Origin of the sequence: Heliomicrobium undosum (assembly GCF_009877425.1) — a bacterium.
Classification (GTDB): Bacteria; Bacillota; Desulfitobacteriia; order Heliobacteriales; family Heliobacteriaceae; genus Heliomicrobium; species Heliomicrobium undosum.
Genome location: NZ_WXEY01000002.1, coordinates 1 through 18,122 on the forward strand (window position 1 = coordinate 1; position 18,122 = coordinate 18,122).

The window sequence follows — 18,122 nt, forward strand, 5'->3', positions numbered from 1 at the left end:
GTAGATGAACAGGTGTTGAAAGAGACACCTGTTTTTGTTTTTTATGGCAATATCATACCGTAAGGTTGAGTGGAATTATCGAGCAGAATAAACTATAATCAGTGATGGGGAAAGGGGTCGAATTTGTGGAGCATAAAATGCGGGATTTAGGGATTCCGCTCATGAAATTATTCATGTTGTCTTTTGCCTTTTTCTTCCTCATTCAAACAGGGATGTATATTAGTCAATTGTCCCCCGAGAAAAGAAGTCAACTGGCGATGAACATATTTCCCTGGCTCTTTGCCGATGAGGTTGTAGCCATGGCTGGTGAAGTGAATTACCCCATTGATGATGTGGGTTTGACACAGGGCATCATCTTTGCGGAGCAACAGCACCCCCCTGAAAGTTACCAATCTGTCGCTCCCCCTTCCGGAGCGCCTATGACCACACAGTCGGAGGATGTAACTGAAAAAGGGGAGCAGAAACCCGGCGGCGAAAGGCTTTTGTCTACTATTGCGCCGGTGACTCCCATTTCTGCTTCTGTGGCGGGGGCCAAGCAATCAGGCAAGGTAGCGTACTTGACTTTCGATGATGGCCCGAGTGACATTACACCGCAGGTCCTCGATATTTTGGACAAATATAAGGTACAAGCCACCTTCTTTGTCATCGGCGGCCAAGCGGATGCCCGCCCTGATCTCATCCGTAGGATTCGATCGGAAGGGCATCTGATCGGGAATCACACCTACTCCCATCGGTATCGCCAGATCTATTCCAGTCCAACGGCCTTTATCCAGGACTTGCAGCAAGCGGAAGAGGTTCTTAACCGGTTGCTTGACGAACGCCCAAAACATGTTCGAGCCCCCGGTGGCACAAGAGGCAACATGTCTGCCGAATTGATCAAACGGTTGACGGAGCAAGGCTATGTGCTTCATGATTGGAATGTCGACTCCAGGGATACAGCGGCGCCTGTGGTCAGCGCAGAGTCCATCCATGGGCAGGTTATGCGGCAAGTGGTCGACAAGGAAAACGCCGTCATCCTCTTCCACGACGGCCCCGGAAAAATCACGTTGCCGGTGGCTCTCCCCGCTATTATTGAAGAACTGAAGAAGCAAGGCTTTGCCTTCAAATCGCTGGAACATATTGCAAGACCGGTCGTCATGTATCAACACTGATAGGTAAGGAATGCAGGGACCTTTGCGAGGGATAATAGACAAAAGAAGCAGAGGGGGCTGTGATGTTGGAAAAGGAACCTGTCGGTAAAAGGTTTGGAAAAAGGGAATCTGACGTCTGGAACGAAGTGAGCCATGAGCTGTCAGCTAAGGATGATCGAAAAGCGGAAGCCTACTGGCGCGAGGTGGCGGAGAACGGTCCCTCGACAGATGTCGCGCCTTTTGTGCAGGGAACCAACACGGGTAGCCCCAAGCGCCTTCATCCGGACAGAAAAACAGGAGACCACTAAGAACAAGCTGGAAGCGTCGAGAGGAAAATGACGCTTCCAGCTTGTTTCTTAGTATAAACTGATCACCGGCTGGGTTCGCTGGATTAAGACAGCCAGTTGAGCCCGTGTCATCGATTGATCCGGTTGGAACGATCCATCATTGAAACCGGTCAACCAGCCGCGGGAGGTCAGGGCGGCGATGGCCTGCGCTGCATAGTGTTGTGACGGCACATCCCAAAAGCGGGAGGACGAGGAGACGTTTTGAATCGAATAAGCTCGTTGCAGCAGGAGCGCCAGTTCGGCACGTGTCATCGTTTCATTGGGGGCAAAGAGACCATCTCCGCGTCCCTTGATCAGGCCGGCTTTCACAGCGCGGGCGATGGCGTCCTTGGCCCAGTAATCGTTGGGTATATCGCGGAAAGAGACGGATGATCCGGCTGGCAATTTCAGGTGGCGGGCGATCAGTTGCACTGCTTCCGCCCGGGTGATCTTCCGTTCCGGGTCAAAAGTACCGTCGGGAGAGCCGGAGAGCAGGCCTTGCTTGACCAGTTCACTGATTTCCTTGGCGGCCCAATGATTCCGCGTGTCCGAGAATTTCAATTCCTGTAGCCATGGTTGAAAGCTGTCCCAGAGTTGAGTGTCTTCCAGGCCGAGGCGCCAGGCGGCTACACCAGCCAGGTCATAGACATGGACAAGCCGCATCTTGGCCTGCAACGACGCTGTGTTATCCAGCCAGAGCTCGTTTTGACCGTTCGTTCCCGTATAACGCAGCCGAAAAGCGCCTTGCGCCGCAATCCATTCAATGGGCGCCCGATTTTCTGCCGAAAGGCGAAGGGCGCGATCATAGCCGACACCGTTGCCATTTTTCCCATTCACCCAATGGCGGCCATAGAAAGGGATACCAAGGATCAGTTTTTCCGGCGGGATCGTCGACACCATGTAGCGGGCTACATTATCCACCCAGCCGATGGACGCCACCGGACCCGGTTGGGACGTGGACCAGTGTTCGTCGTAGGCCATGACGATTACCTTGTCGACGATCGATCCGATGGCCCTGTAGTCATAGGCGTCCGCCCAGTCGCCCGTATTGGCCCGGGTGGCAGGGGCTACGGCCACGGAGAGCGTTTTGCCTTTTGCGTGGAGAGGACCGGCCAGGGCCTGTAAAAAAGACACATAGGCGCTTCGCTTTCCGACACTGAAATTTTCAAGGTCGATATTGAGACCGTCGGCGCCCGTCTGATTGACGAAGGCAACTAGTTCATTGACCAGAGAGGTCATCCGTTCCGGTGACAGCGCCGCATCTCCGGCAACCCAATCAAAGTTGTTGGTCAAAAAAGGAGCGCCCTTTAAGCCGCGGTCGTGGAGCCACTGCAGCAGTTCCGGATCTGCTTTTGTGGTTAAGCGGCCCTCCTTGTCCACCTCCAGCCACGGTAAAAAGACGCCGTTGATATTCCCCCGGCTCTTGGTCAACTGTTGCTGGTAGGCGGAGCGATTGCCGGCATAGAGGTAGACATATGCTTCTTTGGCCCCCTTCGGCGCCCACGATTCGTTTGCCAAAAGACGATCGGGTCCGACAAACGGCAGCAGGGGAGATAAAAAAGCGAGGAGCGTCAGGGAGAAACAGAGGAAGCCGATGAGCCAAGCGCGTGTTCTCATGGCGAACCTCCCGTAGAATGTGATATAATGCTAGAAGGAATTGCCTTTCAAGGAGGGCATATTGGTGTTTGAAGAAACCTGGGAATCGAGCGCCCAGATTCTGGTCGTGGATGATGTTGTGACCAACGTGGAACTGATGCGGTTGCAGTTGACCCGGGCCGGTTACCAGGTGCTTACCGCCTTTAACGGGGAGCAAGCGCTTGAATCCATAAAAAGGACATTGCCCGACCTGATCCTGCTGGACGTGATGATGCCGGGGATGAATGGCTTTGAGGTTTGCGCGAAGCTGAAAGAGGATCCCCATACGCAACTGATTCCCGTGGTTTTGGTCACCGCCCTTCATGAAGTGGAAGACCGGATTAAAGGGATCGAAGCCGGCGCCGACGATTTTATCAGCAAACCCTTTAACCGAGTGGAACTGCTGACGCGCGTCAAATCGCTGCTGCGCATTCGCAAGTTATACCGCCAATTGGAGAAGAGCTACCGGGAGATCGAATCGAAGAACGCGATTCTCACAGAAGAGTTGAGAATGGCTCGCCACGTTCAACAGCACCTCCTGCCGACGGGATATCCCTCCATGGAACGGTTGGCCTTTGAGGTGACCTATCGACCCACCATCGAGATCGGCGGCGATTTCTACGACTTTATCACCGTCAACAAAGACGAGGTTGGCGTTTTTGTTTCTGATGTTTCCGGTCACGGTGTTTCGGCGGCCATGTTGACCATGGTGATCAGCACGATGATGCGGTCCATCACCCAAGAAACCCTGGCGCCGGGACAGGTGCTTGACCGGTTGAACCTGCAGTTCGGGAAAATGGTGGAGGGCGAACTGACAGGCACCTTTGTCACGGCCTTCTCGCTGCTGGTCAATGAAGCGACCGGCAGGGTTCATTACGCCAACGCCGGCCATCCTAGCCCGCTCTTGTTGCGCGGTGACAGTGACGAAGTGGAAAAACTCGACACGGACGGTTTTCCTTTAGGCCTTTTTGATACGGCCGAGTATGAGTCGAGAGAGGTTGACATCCTGCCGGGCGACAAACTGGTCTTGTATACAGACGGCATCTATGACGTGGTCAACGAGCGCAAAGAGTGTTTCGGGTTCAGTCGCTTTGTGGCCCTCGTGAAAGAACTCCGTTATTTGCCGGCTAAAAAAATGGCTGAAGCGATCATGGCCCGTATCAGCGCTTTCGCCCAGCAGATGCCCCAACCGGACGACATCTGCCTCGTGGTCATTGAACATTTGAGGTGATGGACGATAAGGCCGGTCGGGTTGAACCGGACAGGATTGTATGTAGTACAGTTGATTCGTACAGGACTGCTTTTTTTTGACCTTTTTTTACACAGTAAAAAGTGGCAAACCCTTTGCTGGCGGGTATGCCACTTTCCTGTCAGGCCTGTCGATTGGTGATAACATAAGGGTTCTACCGGCTCGTTCCTCCTGGACTTTGACTGGAAACGCCCTGAGCCTGTCCTTTGGCAGCCGGGGCAGCCTTGGAAGTCGATCCTGTTCCTTTACTGCCGCCGGCAGCAGGGCTGGCGGTCGCAGGCGCCGATGCGCCGTTTCCCGAAGGTGTCGCCGATGGGGGAGCAGGAGATAGGTTGGCTGCCGGCGCGGCGAGGGCTTCAATGTGGCCCAGGGTCCGCGTTTTCTCGCCATACTGGAAGACGACGGGATCTTTCCACTGAAAGGACTTCCATTCTCCGCCCGCAGGCGAAGAGAATGCGACGATCTGATCGTTGATTTCCAGCCGGATTTCGACAGAATCGCCTGATTCCATGCCTTTCAGGTATTTTCCCTCCCCGAAGGCGGGGTAAGCGGCGTCGTAGTAGGCGTAATAGGCGTCCAACGACTTGACGGTGACCCCTGCAGTCTCCGCCAGGAAGAGGACGACGAGGCTGAGCAGGATCGCTTTTAACCGCCAGTACCCGCTGTCGTTCATGGGAGGACGCTCAGCCGCCAACTGATAGGTGACGCGAAAGGCCAGCACGGTGACAGAGGCGCTGAAGGCCAGGAAAAAGGCCCAGGTTAAATCCCGGTAGTAGCGTCCGGCGATGGTTTCCCAGTAGGTGGGAGGAGTGGATAGCTCCCAGTGGATATAGCCGTAGAAGCAAAGGGCGACAGCGGCGGCAAGGAGCCACCCGCCGGAAAGCAGCCCCAGGAGCAAACGCAAAGGATCTTTTACCTTTACCCGTCGCCGGGTACGATTTCGAGTCCCCGATGACCGAGTTCGACGATGCAGTCGAATTCACCCCCGTAACGATTTGGATTATCGACAATTGTCTTGTTATTCCTTCGCTACCCTGATAAAAACTCCTGCTTCGTGAGTCTATGACAGCGGGAGACGATGAATGTGGAAGGTGGGGGTTATGATTACGGCAGTCAATGTGCTGCGTACGCCGCGCATCATCCAGACGGAGCGGGGGAATGTGACCATATTTGGTCCCGTCACCGCCGAGGAGGTTCTACGTTATGCCTTGGATGAGGGGCTGAGCGCCTTTCGTCCGCCAAAGGAACAGCAGAAAGCGTTGGCGGAGATCGCGGTGTTGCCGGAGGGACAGGTGATCGTCGCCATTCATGATGAACGGATCATTGGCTATGTGACCTTTCACCGTCCGGAAGAGTTCGAGCGATGGGCCCATAATCAGGTTCCCGGCATGCTCGAATTGGGCGCCATTGAGACGAGCAAGCAGTGGCGGGGCCTGCATATCAGCAGCCACCTGCTGGAGGTCGCCTTCGGCGGAGGCGCCCTGGATGCCTATGTGATCATTGCTACGGAGTATTACTGGCACTGGGACTTGAAAGGCACCGGTCTTTCGGTGTGGGAATATCAGAAGTTTCTTGAAAGTCTCTTCAACCGGGTTGGTCTGCGCCGGGTGGGCACCGATGAACCGGATATCCTCGCCCATCCGGCCAACATGCTGATGGCCCGCGTCGGCCCGTTGGTTCCCCAGGATACGGTGCTGCTGTTCGAGGAATCGCTCTATCAAAACCGGTGGATGTTTTGACGGGAGGCGTTGTTCAGATGCTCGTTGAGGATATCATGATCCGTCAGGTCCATGTGGTCGGGCCGGAAACGACGGTCCTGGAGGCGCTGACTCTGGCGGAGCGAAAGCGTGTGCGCCATCTGCCGGTTGTGGACGAGGGCCGGTTGCTCGGGATCATTTCCGATCGGGACCTGCGGGATGTGAAGCCCTCAATTTTGGAAGCGGATAATCTGGAGATTCTCTCTACCACCCGGGTCAAGGATATCGTACATACATCCATCATCACCGTCCACCCTCTCGATGCCATTGAAGACGCAGCGAAAATGCTCTATGACCACCGGATCGGTTGTCTGCCTGTTGTGCAGGCCGGGAAACTGGTGGGGATCATCACCACCACCGATCTGCTGCATGCCATCGTCGATATGATGGGCATGGGGCAACCTGGATCGTATCTGGAGGTCGAGGTGCCCGATCGCCCCGGCGCGCTGCTCGATATCGCCAGGATCATGAAAGCCCACGGCGTGAACATCATCAGTACTTTTGTGAACCCTGCTCGGCAGCGGAGCAGCCGGGTCATCGCCCTGCGCATCGCCACCTTTGATCCCCGGCAAATCATTCAGGAGATTGGAGAGGCCGGTTATGCCGTGGTATTCCCGATGGCGTTAAAGGGGGAATAGGCATGGGAAGACCGCCTCTTTTGATTTACTCGCCGGATTTCCACACCTACCGGTTTGGGCCCGAACACCCTTTCAACCCCTTACGGATCGAGGTGACCGTCGATCTGATCCGCCGTTGCGGGCTGATCACGCCTACGCAGATCGTGCCGCCGGAAGCTTGCACCCGTGAGGAATTGCGTCCGGTCCATTCGGAAGCCTTGCTGGACGCCATCGAAGGCGCCGGGGAAGGCAGGCTTCTTCCGGAGCAACTGCGTCCCTTCGGCTTAGGCGATGACGATACACCTGCCTTTCCCGGCATGGGAGAGGCCACCCGCCTTGTGGCCGGTGCGACCCTGCAAGGGGCGAGGCTGATCATGGAAGGGAAAGCGGACCATGTCTTCCAGATCGCCGGGGGACTGCATCACGGTCACCGCAACCGGGCCTCCGGGTTTTGTGTCGTCAATGACGCCGCCGTTGCCATCTCCTTTTTGCAGCGGCGCTATGGCATAAAAGTGGCTTACATCGATACCGATGCCCACCACGGTGACGGTGTCCAGTCGATCTTTTACGATGATCCGACGGTGCTGACCATCTCGATCCATGAGACGGGCCGCTACCTTTTCCCGGGAACAGGCCACGTGGAGGAGCGGGGACGTTTTGACGGCTACGGTTTTTCCATCAACCTTCCCCTGGAGGCATACACGGAGGACGATTCCTTCATCGATCTCTACGAGCGCGCCGTAGCGCCGCTGATCGAGGCGTTTCAGCCGGACCTGCTGATCACCCAGAACGGCTGTGACGCCCATTACCTCGATCCCCTGACCCATCTGGCGCTGACGACGCGCAGTTTTGAAGCCGTGCCCCGGCTGGCCCACCGCCTCGCCCATACCTACTGTCAGGGACGCTGGCTGGCGCTGGGCGGCGGCGGCTACGACCACTGGCGGGTCGTTCCCCGGGCTTGGTCGTTGCTTTGGGCCGAGATGAACGAATGTTCGCCGGCAGAAGAGATCCCCAAGGACTGGCAGATGCGCTGGCAGTCGCAAAGCCCCGTATCCTTGCCGTCTCGGATGCGCGATGAGCCGGGCGAGTATCCGCCTATCCCGCGTCGGGCGATCATTGAGGACAAAAATCGGGTCACTTTGCAGCGGGCGATGCGGGACGCCGTGGATCTGATCCGCGCGCATAACGTGCCGTGAGACCCCTTGCATTGAAAAGGGTTTCATAGTTTTTGCTCGCCTTTTCAGACAGGCGATAATACCCTTTGGGTAGACTACCAGGGAAGGGAGGTTGTTGGTTCCTATGGCAGCGCCTTTTTTACCGCTTTCCAAAGCAGAGATGAACGAACTCGGTTGGGACGCCTGCGACTTCATCCTGGTTACCGGTGACGCCTATGTCGATCACCCCAGCTTCGGGGCAGCCATCATCGGTCGAGTCCTCGAGAACCGGGGATACCGGATCGGCATCATCAGCCAGCCTGACTGGCGGGACGCCCGGTCCTTCAAGGTCTTGGGACGCCCGCGGCTGGCCTGGCTGGTGACGGCTGGCAACCTCGATTCCATGGTCAATCACTACACAGCGGCAAAGAAGCGCCGCTCTGAAGACGCCTACTCGCCGGGCGGCCGCGCCGGTTTGCGGCCTGACCGGGCTAGCCTGGTCTACGCCCACCGTTGCCGGGAGGCTTACAAAGAACCGCCGATCATCCTCGGCGGGATTGAGGCCAGCCTGCGCCGCTTTGCCCACTACGACTACTGGGAAGACAAGGTCCGCCGTTCCGTGCTGGTTGACGCCAAAGCCGACCTGCTCGTCTTCGGCATGGGTGAGGAGCCGATCACAGCCTTAGCGGAAGAACTGTCCCGGCGGCGCTCAGGGGAGGAATTCGCGCACCCTCTGGGCGCCAAGACGACGGGCGTCTGCTACCTTACATCTGATCTTGCCGCTATCCCGGGCGAAGAGCCGATCGTGCTCCCCAGCTTCGACGAGGTGGCCGGCGATAAATGGGCCTATGCAAAGGCTTTTCAGGTCCAGGAGCGGGAGCAAAACCCTGTCGACGGGAAGACGCTCGCGCAGCCCCATGGGGAACTGTTCCTGGTACAGAACCGCCCCGCCCGCCCGCTGACGACCCAAGAGATGGACGCCACCTACGATCTTCCCTTCGCGCGGCAGCCCCATCCGACATATAAAGGTATGGGAGGCGTACCTGCGCTGGAAGAGGTGGAATTCAGCCTCACCGCCCAGCGGGGCTGTTTTGGCGGCTGCTCCTTCTGCGCCCTCACCTTCCACCAGGGGCGGATCATCCAGGGGCGCAGCCACGAATCCCTCGTTCGCGAGGCCCGGCAGTTGCTCCGATCCCCCCGCTTCAAGGGCTATATCCACGATGTGGGCGGTCCGACAGCCAACTTCCGCCGCCCTGCCTGCAAGAAGCAGGGGAAGGCCGGCGCCTGTCGCGACCGCCAGTGCCTCCATCCTAAACCCTGCCCCAATCTGGAGGTCGATCACAGCGACCTGCTCGACCTGTTGCGCAAGTTGCGCGCACTGGAAGGGGTCAAGAAGGTATTCATCCGTTCGGGTTTGCGTTTTGACTACCTGATGGCCGACAAGCCGGCCCGCCGGCGCGAGTTTTTAAAAGAGCTCTGTGAGCACCATGTGAGCGGCCAACTGAAGGTGGCGCCGGAGCACGCCTCTCCAAAAGTGCTCCGACAGATGGGAAAGCCCGGCATCGATGTCTATGAGGCTTTTAAAAAGGAATATGAACAGGCCAACAAGGAACTGGGCAAGGAGCAATACCTGGTCCCCTATCTGGTGTCGAGCCATCCCGGTTCCGATATCCATGAGGCCATCGAACTGGCCGAGCGGCTTCGCGACTGGGGCTGCCATCCCGAGCAGGTGCAGGACTTCATTCCCACGCCGGGCAGCCTGTCCACCTGCATCTACTACACGGGCATCGACCCGCGGACGATGGAACCGGTCTATGTGCCCCGTTCGCCGAAGGAAAAAGCCCGCCAGCGGGCGCTCCTGCAGTACCGCCGTCCCGAGAACTATCCCCAGATTTACCAGGCGCTGCGCGCCGCCGGGAGGATGGACCTGGTCGGACACGGCCCGGGCGCCCTGATCCGGCCGCCCCGCCCTGGTATGAGCGATGGGCGGGAAGACGACAGGGGCCCGGCGCGCAAAGGGAGGCGTGAACCGGCAGGGAAAAAGGGGCCGGCCGGCGCTGTTCAAGGGACCGGCAGAGCGGTGGGCAAGACCGCCGGTAAACCAGCCGGCAAGAGGACTGGAAAAGCGACTGGCGGCGTGTCCGGAAAAAGCCGCCGGCAAGGGCGCCAGTAAAATGCGCAGGAATGGGTAGCGGATAGGCGGCAGGCGAAAGGGCGCTCGTTTTGACATCGCTGCTGCCTTCCGTTATACTAATAAATTAGCGAGCGAGCATCATCTTCAGCGCGGGGATGGATGGCGCGCTATTTCTTTTGCGGGGAAGGACGGAAGCGATTTTGATGATGAAGGTACACATCACCAGCTTGGGCTGCGCAAAAAACCGTGTCGACACGGAAGTGATGATGGGGTTGCTGCGTGAGGCCGGCTATGAATTGACACAACGGGAAGAAGACGCCCACGTCCTGCTGGTCAACACCTGCGGCTTCATCCTCCCCGCCAAGGAAGAGTCGATCCAGACCATCCTTGAACTGGCCCGGTACAAAGAGACGGGCCGGTGCCGGGCGTTGCTGGTGGCGGGCTGCCTGCCCCAGGGTTATGCGGGCGAACTGGCGGCAGAACTGCCTGAGGTGGACGCCTTTTTCGGCCCCGGCGACGTGCCGCGCGTGACGTCCATCGTCGCCGATGCGTTACAGGGCAAGCGCTCTCTTGAAGTGGGAAAACCAGAGTTTCTCTATGACCATACGATGCCTCGGGTGCTCTCGACCCCTTTTCATTACGCCTATGTGAAGATCGCCGACGGCTGCGACAACCGCTGCGGCTATTGCGCCATACCGGACTTGCGCGGCCGCTTTCGTTCGCGCAGCGAGGAATCGATCATCGAGGAAACGCGATCCCTCGCCGATCGGGGTATCCAGGAGGCATTGCTGATCGCCCAGGATACGACTCGCTACGGCGTCGACCGCTATGGCGAGTTCCGCCTGCCGCAACTGATCGGCAAATTGGCGCCTATCGAAGGCTTGCGCTGGATCCGGCTGATGTACTGCTATCCCTCGCACTTTACGCCCGAACTGATCGAGGCGATGGCTGCCGAGCCCAAGGTCTGCCGCTATGTGGATTTGCCGCTGCAGCATGCTGACGACGAACTTCTGCGGTCCATGAACCGTCACGCCAGCGTCGGCGAGATCCGCCGGCTGATTCTGACCCTGCGGGAGCGCCTCCCAGGGCTGGCCATCCGCTCCTCCTTTATCGTCGGCCTGCCTGGGGAGACGGAGGAGAAGTTTCAGCACCTCCTCGATTTCCTGGCCGAGATGCGCTTCGACCGGGTCGGTGTATTTACATACTCCCGGGAAGAGAATACGCCGGCAGGGAAGCTCGCCGATCAGGTGCCCGAAGAGGTCAAAGAGGAACGCTATCACCGGGCCATGGCCTTGCAACAGGAGATTTCCTTGTCGATTCAACAGGAGTGGGTAGGTAAAACGCTGGAGGTTCTCGTCGAGGAAGAGGTCGCTCCCGGGCTCTACCGGGGACGCAGCGAGCGGGAGGCGCCGGAGGTCGACGGTCACATCGAGTTCAAAGGGCGCTACCGGATGATAGGTGAGTGGGCGAACGTCCGAATCACTGCCGCCAGCCACTACGACCTGATGGGGGAAGCGATCGATGAACCTGGCGAATAAGGTTACCTTGACAAGGATCCTCTTTGTCCCCCTCTTCATGGTCATCCTATTCATCCCAGAGGTGCCCTACCGGGAGTTTGTGGCTGCTGCCGTATTCATCCTGGCCGCTGTCACCGACGGTTTAGACGGCTATATCGCCCGGTCGAGAAAACAGATCACCCGTCTCGGCACTTTTCTCGATCCCTTGGCCGACAAGCTGCTGGTCACAGCGGCGTTGATCTCCCTTGTGCAGTTGGGAAAGCTGTCGGCCTGGGTGGCCGTGATCATCATTGGCCGGGAATTCGCTGTCACTGGGCTGCGGGCCATCGTGGCGGCGGAAGGCCATACCGTCGCGGCCAGCAAGCTGGGCAAGCTAAAGACCGTCTTTCAGATCATCACCATCGTGGCCATGTTGATCGATGAGGTGCTCAGCTTCGTCGTACCGTTGCCCATTACAGATATCATCCTCTATTTGACCGTCTTCTTTACCCTCTGGTCGGGCGTCGATTATTTCGTAAAAGCGAAGAAGTATCTGAAAAACCGCATGGAAGCGTAAGTTTCCAGCGGTTTTCGTGTATCTGCCCGTCCGCTTCGCGTTCCCACCCGTTCCCTAATGAAAAGGCCAAACAAAAAGCGTATAATCATCATACGAATGGTGCAAATAGGGGCCTGAAAAGGGTCCCTTGTTTTTTCTGGGGGAAGGGGAGGATGCGAGGATGAAAGGGATTAAACCGCTGTGGGTGGCGGTTTTTGCTGCCGTCGCCCTGGCGCTGCTCTGGGGCGCCGAATCGGCGTACAGCCGTTTTGGCGTGGAACAGCCGTTGAAACAAGCGATCGCCGCTGTGGCGCCAGGCGCTGTCGTAGAAAACCACAGCGAAGACACTGGAAAAAGGGTCGTCGAGGTCTCTCCGGTGCTGGTCAGCGACCTGGGAGAGGCTCATCGCCAGTTGAACAAGGTCGTCCGGCAGCACCTGGGGCCGCAGGCGCAGGTTCGGTTGACTGACAACCCTGACGAGGCGAGCCGGAAACTCTGGGAACAGTTGCAGTTCCCTCTCTTTCAGGGGATTGACACGGGCAACTATACGGAGATGAAAAAACAGGTCGACGCGATCGGAGCTGGAGCTGCCCCGGTTCAGGCAGACATTACGATTGACGACGAGAATGTGTACCTACGGATCGTCAACGGCGATCATTACCTCTACCGGATCGTGCCGCGGGAAAAGGGAGGTGACCGGCGATGAACCGATCCGACATCCTGCAGTACTGGAAAGAAGCGCTCCTCGGTTTCGGCGTCGCCCTGGCCGTCTTCCTTTCCTATCGTTTGATGAACCCGTTGCCGCTGTTCATCGCTTTGTCGAGCGGGTTTTTGGCTTACTTTCTCCTGGAACGACAGGGGATGGGGCAGGGCGGCGGGCTAGGCGATTACGTTGCGCCATCGGCCTTCTCTTTTGATGACATCGGCGGACAAGCCGTGGCCAAGCGTGAATTGATCGAGGCCCTCGATTTTATGGTTCACAGCGCCGCCACGGCAGAGTTGGGCATCCGTCCCTTGAAAGGCATCCTGCTCTGCGGACCGCCAGGCACGGGGAAAACCCTGCTGGCGAAGGCGGCCGCCGCCTATACCGATAGTGTGTACCTCACCTGCTCCGGCAGCGACTTCATCGAAGTCTACGCGGGTGTCGGCGCCGGCCGTGTCCGCAGCCTCTTCAAGCGGGCGCGGGAACAGGCGAAAAAGCTGGGAAAAAGCGGCGCCATCATCTTCATCGATGAGATCGATGTTCTCGGGGCCAAGCGCGGCGGCGACCGGGGCCACCTGGAGTATGAACAGACCTTGAACGCCCTGCTCGTCGAAATGGACGGGCTGAAAGCGGACGACCCGATCCGGGTGCTTCTGATGGGCGCCACCAACCGGCCCGACCTGCTTGACGCTGCCCTGATGCGGCCGGGCCGTTTTGACCGCCAGATCCAGGTGGACCTGCCTGACCGGGAGGGGCGCAAGCATATCCTGCAGATTCACATGCGCAACAAGCCGATGGCGACTGATGTCGATCTGGAAGCTGTCGCCCGGGAGACGATCGGCTTTTCCGGCGCCCAGTTGGAGAGCGTGGCCAACGAAGCGGCCATCCTCGCCCTGCGGGCCGGGGACAAGGAGATCAACGGCGACCAGTTGAAGAATTCCATCGAAAAGGTGCTCATCGGCGAAGCGGGCGACCGCAAGGCCATTGAGGAAGAACTGTGGCGCGTCTCCGTTCACGAGACGGCCCATGCCCTCTTGAGCGAGTGGGAACGGCCCGGTTCTGTCGCCCGCCTGACCATCTCGCCGCGGGGACGCGCCCTTGGCTATCTGCGCCAGGTGCCGCCGGAAGAGAAGGTGCTGGACACCTACAGCGACATGATCGGCGGCATCCGTGTCGCCCTGGCCGGTCTGGCGGCGGAGCAGTTGGTCTTCGGCGAAGGCTCCTCCGGCGCCCGCCAGGACCTGCACAACGCTTCCCAGTTGGCCCTCCGGATCATCCTGTCCGGCCTCTCTGACTTGGGGCCGGTCGACGGCAACGAGATCCCGGAGACGGTCCGTTTCCGCGAACTCGGCCGGATCATGAAGCAGGAGCAGGAGTTCGTCGCCGAGGCGCTGCGTCTGCACCGGGACCTCCTGGAGGGCATTGCCCGCCGCTTGCGCGAGAAGGAGACCTTCTCCGGAGAGGAGTTCCGGAATCAGATGAGCGAACTGGCGAAGACGGCGTAGAAACCAAGATAAGCCCGATCCGGCTGACGGATCGGGCTTTTTTCTGCGCTCACAGCATGGGGGACTAGGGCTAGTCGTTTCTCGCTCGAACTATATTCCAGATATCCCGGGTCAGGAAGCTTTCTTCCACATGACCCTCCATCTCCAGAAACATCTTGTAGGGGACGCTGAACGAGAGAATATCCTTGTCCACCTGTTTTCTGGCCGAAACGTCTAAAAGACCGAGTAATTGGCCAACACGACCAAGGCGGTGAGTTGATCCGGCGTGATCAGAAAGACGACCACCGCTGGCGTCTCGCCGGCTTTGAGGTTTTCTAAGGGCTTAATGTAATATATTCCGTAGGTGTGTCGTAATAGGGGAGATTGTCGGCAAAAGATTTCGCGAATTCCGGGCTTTGCTTATAGGCTTCGCCATGAAGGAGGGCAGGCATATTTTTCACCATGTTTTTTGCCAACTCGGTGTTGCAAAACGACGGGTTTCCCACAGATAAAAAATTTTCGATGCCGCCGGGAAACCGGGTATAGGTGTTGCCGAAACCCAGTCCTGCGCCACCGCCGATACACCCGTAGCATAGCGCCTGTCCATGTCAACATATTTGTTTTTCGGGAGGGATTACGTATGGGGCGTGGAATTGACAAGGGCCGCAGGCTCATCCCAGGCACTCTTCCCCAAAGCGTGTGAAAAAGATATAATTGGAAAAGGAACGGGTAAATAATAAAGGAAGCGTTCAGGATCGCCTTATTCCAGCAGAAAAAGGCTCGGAACGCCTCCTTAAACGTTCCTTTTTCGCGCCCCTCCGTTGAAAAAGCTTGATGGGGGTGTTATCATGATAAGCGCCGAAATCGTGTCCACTGGAACGGAACTGCTGCTGGGTCAATCGTTAAACACCAATGCCCAGTACTTGGCCGAGCGTCTGGCCGGGCTGGGCGTTTATTGCTTTTTCCAGACGACGGTGGGAGATAACCCCGTGCGGATCCGGAGTGTCATCGAAAAGGCCCTCGAACGGGCTGATCTGGTCATCACCACGGGGGGTCTGGGCCCAACCCTGGATGACCTGACCAAGGAAGTGGTCGCCGAGATTTTCGGCTTGCCCATGGAAAGGGACCCCGAGGTGCTGGCGCGCATCGAGGCTTTTTTCCGGCGCCGGGGACGCCCCATGCCGGAGAACAACATCAAGCAGGCGCTGATCCCGGCGGGCGCCCGGATTATCCCGAACCACCTGGGAACGGCGCCGGGGATCATCGTCGAAGCCGAGGGCAAGACGGTCATCCTGCTGCCGGGACCGCCCTTTGAGATGAAGCCCATGTTTGAGGAGACAGTGGCCCCCTATTTGGCCGATCGGACGCAGGTCAGCCCCGGTGTCCTGCACTCGAAGACGTTGAAGGTGATCGGACCTGGCGAATCGGTGGTGGAGGACCACCTGCGCGACCTGCTGCAGGCTTCGAACCCAACCATTGCGCTCCTGGCGAAGACGGCGGAGGTTCATGTGCGCCTGACGGCGCGGGCAACCTCAGTGAAGGAAGCCGAGGCGATGATCGCCGGCGAGGAGGCTGAAATCCGCCGCCGCCTCCATCCCTTCGTCTATGGGGCTGATGAGGAGAGCATCGCCTCTGTGGCGGGGCGTCTGCTAGCCGAGCAAAAACGGACATTGGCGGCGGCAGAGTCTTGCACTGGCGGCTTGATCAGCCACCTGCTCACCAATGTGGCGGGATCGTCGGCCTACTTTCTCCTCGGCGTCACCTCTTATTCGAATGAGGCCAAAGCGCAGGTGCTCGGTGTCGATGAGGCGATCCTCCGCCGTCATGGCGCCGTCAGCCCTGAGACAGCGCTGGCCATGGCGCGCGGCGCGCGCCGCCTTGCCGGCGCCGATGTCGCCTTGGCCGTCACCGGCATCGCCGGACCGGGCGGAGGGAGCGAGGAAAAGCCAGTCGGCCTCGTCTATATGGCACTGGCTTCCCAGGACAAAGAAGAGGTGGAGAAGCTGCAGTTCTTTGGTGACCGGGTGACGATCAAGGAAAAGACAGCCTTCACCGTCCTCAACCGGTTGCGGTTGTACCTGACCGGGGAGGGAGGGAATGCCGACCGGCCAGGGGAACCGTAAGGGCAACACACAATCTGCCCCTCCGGATAAGAGGGTAAAGGCGCACCCTACAAGAAGAGTACACCTCTTTTAATAACTGTTGTGAGAAAAAAATGAAGGAGAGCAAAAATGGTAGAAAACAAGAACATAGTAAACGATCAGGACAAGGCCAAGGATAAGGTGAAATTCGGCGAGATCGAGTTGAGCCCGAAGGTAGCCAAGGCCATCTTCGACATGGGCTTTGAAGAGCCCTCTCCCATCCAGGCCAAGGCGATTCCCGTTATCATGCAGGGCAAGGACCTGATCGGCCAAGCTCAGACCGGCACCGGCAAGACGGCTACCTTCGGCATCCCCATGGCCGAAACGCTCAACCCCCGCGACGGGCGCGTCCAGGCCCTCGTGCTGTGCCCCACCCGGGAATTGGCCATCCAGGTCGCCCAGGAGATCAGCAAAATCGGCCGCCAAAGCGATCTGAAGGCCCTCCCTGTCTACGGCGGTCAGTCCATCGACCGCCAGATCCGGGCGCTCCGCTACGGCGTCCAGGTCGTCATCGGCACGCCGGGCCGGATCCTCGATCACCTGAGCCGCAAGACGCTGCGCCTGAACAATGTGCGCATGGTCGTCCTCGATGAGGCCGATGAGATGCTCGACATGGGCTTCGTCGAAGACATCGAAGCCATCCTCAAGGAAACGCCGGAGGAACGGCAGACGCTGCTCTTCTCGGCCACCATGCCGGGGCCGATCCAGCAACTGGCCCGCCAGTACATGAAAGAGCCCGAGTTTGTCACCATCTCCCGGGATAAGCTGACGGTTCCTCTGATCGAACAGGTTTACTACGAGTGCAAGGAGTCCCAGAAGGTGGACGCCCTCTGCCGCATCCTCGATATGGAGGAGATCGGCTCGTCGATCATCTTCTGCCGCACCAAGCGGGGCGTCGACGAACTGGTGGCCGCCCTGGAGACGCGGGGCTATTTCGCCGAAGGTCTCCACGGTGACCTGACCCAGGCCCAGCGGGACCGGGTGATGAAGAAGTTCCGTGACGGCAAGGCCGAACTGCTCATCGCCACCGATGTGGTCGCCCGCGGCCTCGACGTGGAGAACGTGACCCACGTCATCAACTACGACATCCCGCAGGATCCCGAGTCCTATGTTCACCGCATCGGCCGGACCGGCCGGGCTGGTCGCAAGGGTATCGCCATCACCCTGATCAACTACCGCGAATACCGCCAGTTGAAGCTCATCGAGCGGGTGACCAAAGCCCGCATCCAGCGGCGTGATCTGCCCTCCATGGCCGACATTGTCGAGCGGCAGAAGGAAGCTCACAAGATGAAGATCGTCAAGCTCCTCGACGGCGGCCACTTTGGCGAGTACAAGAGCATCATCAGCGAACTGGCCGAGGACTACGATCCGATGGAAATCGCCGCAGCCACCCTCAAATTGCTCGTCGAAGGCCCTGAGGCGGAAGTGGAGAAGGATGAAGCCCCCGAATTCGGCAACACCGGCGCTGAACCGGGTATGGTCCGCCTGTTCATGAACATCGGTCGCGCCCAGGGCATCCGTCCCCAGGACATCGTCCGCGCCGTCGCCGAAGAGGCCGGCATCCCTGGCAACGTGATCGGCGTCATCAACATCTACGACAAGTTTACCTTTGTGGAGGTGCCCGAGGACGTGGCCGGCCGCGTCATGGGCGTCATGCACCAGAACATGATCAAAGGCCGCAAGATCAGCGTCGAACCGGCCAAAGCCCGCTAGAACCGGAATATAGGTCGGCTTGTCCGG

The 18,122-nt window shown here is 58.6% G+C and carries 15 protein-coding genes; 13 read left to right on the plus strand and 2 right to left on the minus strand.

Going from position 1 to position 18,122, the window contains the following annotated elements; genetic code table 11:
• Nucleotides 1-125 precede the first annotated feature (125 nt).
• Complete coding sequence (locus GTO91_RS02025) at nucleotides 126-1,151, plus strand: polysaccharide deacetylase family protein (RefSeq protein ID WP_161254144.1); 1,026 nt, start codon at nucleotides 126-128, stop codon at nucleotides 1,149-1,151.
• Nucleotides 1,152-1,216: 65 nt separating this feature from the next.
• Nucleotides 1,217-1,438: a hypothetical protein gene (locus tag GTO91_RS02030; protein ID WP_161254147.1), complete on the plus strand. Its 222-nt coding sequence runs from the start codon at nucleotides 1,217-1,219 to the stop codon at nucleotides 1,436-1,438.
• Nucleotides 1,439-1,486: 48 nt separating this feature from the next.
• Here GTO91_RS02030 and GTO91_RS02035 read toward each other — a convergent pair whose 3' ends face one another.
• A complete protein-coding gene (locus GTO91_RS02035; RefSeq protein ID WP_161254150.1) occupies nucleotides 1,487-3,073 on the minus strand; it encodes an S-layer homology domain-containing protein in 1,587 nt (528 codons plus the stop codon).
• 64 nt (nucleotides 3,074-3,137) lie between these two features.
• Here GTO91_RS02035 and GTO91_RS02040 point away from each other — a divergent pair, with 64 nt between their 5' ends.
• Nucleotides 3,138-4,322: a PP2C family protein-serine/threonine phosphatase gene (locus GTO91_RS02040; RefSeq protein ID WP_161254152.1), complete on the plus strand. Its 1,185-nt coding sequence runs from the start codon at nucleotides 3,138-3,140 to the stop codon at nucleotides 4,320-4,322.
• A gap of 172 nt (nucleotides 4,323-4,494) precedes the next feature.
• Here GTO91_RS02040 and GTO91_RS02045 read toward each other — a convergent pair whose 3' ends face one another.
• The gene (locus GTO91_RS02045; RefSeq protein ID WP_161254155.1) at nucleotides 4,495-5,244 is read right to left on the minus strand and encodes a hypothetical protein; all 750 of its coding nucleotides are present in this window, start codon (nucleotides 5,242-5,244) and stop codon (nucleotides 4,495-4,497) included.
• Nucleotides 5,245-5,440: 196 nt separating this feature from the next.
• Between GTO91_RS02045 and GTO91_RS02050 the strand changes: the two genes are divergently transcribed.
• The 10 genes from GTO91_RS02050 (at nucleotide 5,441) to GTO91_RS02100 (ending at nucleotide 18,095) form a co-directional block, all read left to right on the plus strand.
• On the plus strand, nucleotides 5,441-6,079 hold the full coding sequence (locus tag GTO91_RS02050) for a GNAT family N-acetyltransferase (protein WP_235918929.1): 639 nt from the start codon (nucleotides 5,441-5,443) through the stop codon (nucleotides 6,077-6,079).
• A 17-nt stretch (nucleotides 6,080-6,096) separates the two neighbouring features.
• Nucleotides 6,097-6,735 (plus strand): CBS and ACT domain-containing protein, encoded by a 639-nt coding sequence (locus tag GTO91_RS02055; RefSeq protein WP_161254162.1) that lies wholly within the window; start codon nucleotides 6,097-6,099, stop codon nucleotides 6,733-6,735.
• A gap of 2 nt (nucleotides 6,736-6,737) precedes the next feature.
• Nucleotides 6,738-7,910, plus strand: a complete 1,173-nt coding sequence (locus tag GTO91_RS02060; RefSeq protein ID WP_161254165.1) for an acetoin utilization protein AcuC — start codon at nucleotides 6,738-6,740, stop codon at nucleotides 7,908-7,910.
• 103 nt (nucleotides 7,911-8,013) lie between these two features.
• A complete protein-coding gene (locus GTO91_RS02065; RefSeq protein ID WP_161254168.1) occupies nucleotides 8,014-10,041 on the plus strand; it encodes a YgiQ family radical SAM protein in 2,028 nt (675 codons plus the stop codon).
• Between the two features lie 116 nt (nucleotides 10,042-10,157).
• Nucleotides 10,158-11,540, plus strand: a complete 1,383-nt coding sequence (gene rimO / locus GTO91_RS02070; protein WP_161254171.1) for a 30S ribosomal protein S12 methylthiotransferase RimO — start codon at nucleotides 10,158-10,160, stop codon at nucleotides 11,538-11,540.
• Nucleotides 11,524-12,075 (plus strand): CDP-diacylglycerol--glycerol-3-phosphate 3-phosphatidyltransferase, encoded by a 552-nt coding sequence (pgsA, locus tag GTO91_RS02075; RefSeq protein WP_161254174.1) that lies wholly within the window; start codon nucleotides 11,524-11,526, stop codon nucleotides 12,073-12,075. Before rimO ends, pgsA begins: the two co-directional genes overlap by 17 nt.
• 160 nt (nucleotides 12,076-12,235) lie before the next feature.
• Nucleotides 12,236-12,760, plus strand: a complete 525-nt coding sequence (locus GTO91_RS02080; protein WP_161254179.1) for a hypothetical protein — start codon at nucleotides 12,236-12,238, stop codon at nucleotides 12,758-12,760.
• Entirely contained in the window at nucleotides 12,757-14,262 is a 1,506-nt protein-coding gene (locus GTO91_RS02085; RefSeq protein WP_161254182.1) for an AAA family ATPase, read from the plus strand. The genes GTO91_RS02080 and GTO91_RS02085 overlap by 4 nt, the downstream gene beginning before the upstream one ends.
• 827 nt (nucleotides 14,263-15,089) lie before the next feature.
• Nucleotides 15,090-16,364 (plus strand): competence/damage-inducible protein A, encoded by a 1,275-nt coding sequence (locus GTO91_RS02095; protein WP_161254185.1) that lies wholly within the window; start codon nucleotides 15,090-15,092, stop codon nucleotides 16,362-16,364.
• 108 nt (nucleotides 16,365-16,472) lie between these two features.
• The gene (locus GTO91_RS02100) at nucleotides 16,473-18,095 is read left to right on the plus strand and encodes a DEAD/DEAH box helicase (protein WP_161254188.1); all 1,623 of its coding nucleotides are present in this window, start codon (nucleotides 16,473-16,475) and stop codon (nucleotides 18,093-18,095) included.
• Nucleotides 18,096-18,122: the final 27 nt, after the last annotated feature.

Coding starts and splice junctions, on each gene's coding strand:
- GTO91_RS02065 (WP_161254168.1), top strand. CDS start 8,014: ATGGCAGCGCCTTTTTTACCGCTTTCCAAAGCAGAGATGAACGAACTC.
- GTO91_RS02080 (WP_161254179.1), top strand. CDS start 12,236: ATGAAAGGGATTAAACCGCTGTGGGTGGCGGTTTTTGCTGCCGTCGCC.
- GTO91_RS02035 (WP_161254150.1), bottom strand. CDS start 3,073: ATGAGAACACGCGCTTGGCTCATCGGCTTCCTCTGTTTCTCCCTGACG.
- rimO (WP_161254171.1), top strand. CDS start 10,158: ATGGATGGCGCGCTATTTCTTTTGCGGGGAAGGACGGAAGCGATTTTG.
- GTO91_RS02055 (WP_161254162.1), top strand. CDS start 6,097: ATGCTCGTTGAGGATATCATGATCCGTCAGGTCCATGTGGTCGGGCCG.
- GTO91_RS02100 (WP_161254188.1), top strand. CDS start 16,473: ATGGTAGAAAACAAGAACATAGTAAACGATCAGGACAAGGCCAAGGAT.
- GTO91_RS02050 (WP_235918929.1), top strand. CDS start 5,441: ATGATTACGGCAGTCAATGTGCTGCGTACGCCGCGCATCATCCAGACG.
- GTO91_RS02095 (WP_161254185.1), top strand. CDS start 15,090: ATGATAAGCGCCGAAATCGTGTCCACTGGAACGGAACTGCTGCTGGGT.
- GTO91_RS02085 (WP_161254182.1), top strand. CDS start 12,757: ATGAACCGATCCGACATCCTGCAGTACTGGAAAGAAGCGCTCCTCGGT.
- GTO91_RS02060 (WP_161254165.1), top strand. CDS start 6,738: ATGGGAAGACCGCCTCTTTTGATTTACTCGCCGGATTTCCACACCTAC.
- pgsA (WP_161254174.1), top strand. CDS start 11,524: ATGAACCTGGCGAATAAGGTTACCTTGACAAGGATCCTCTTTGTCCCC.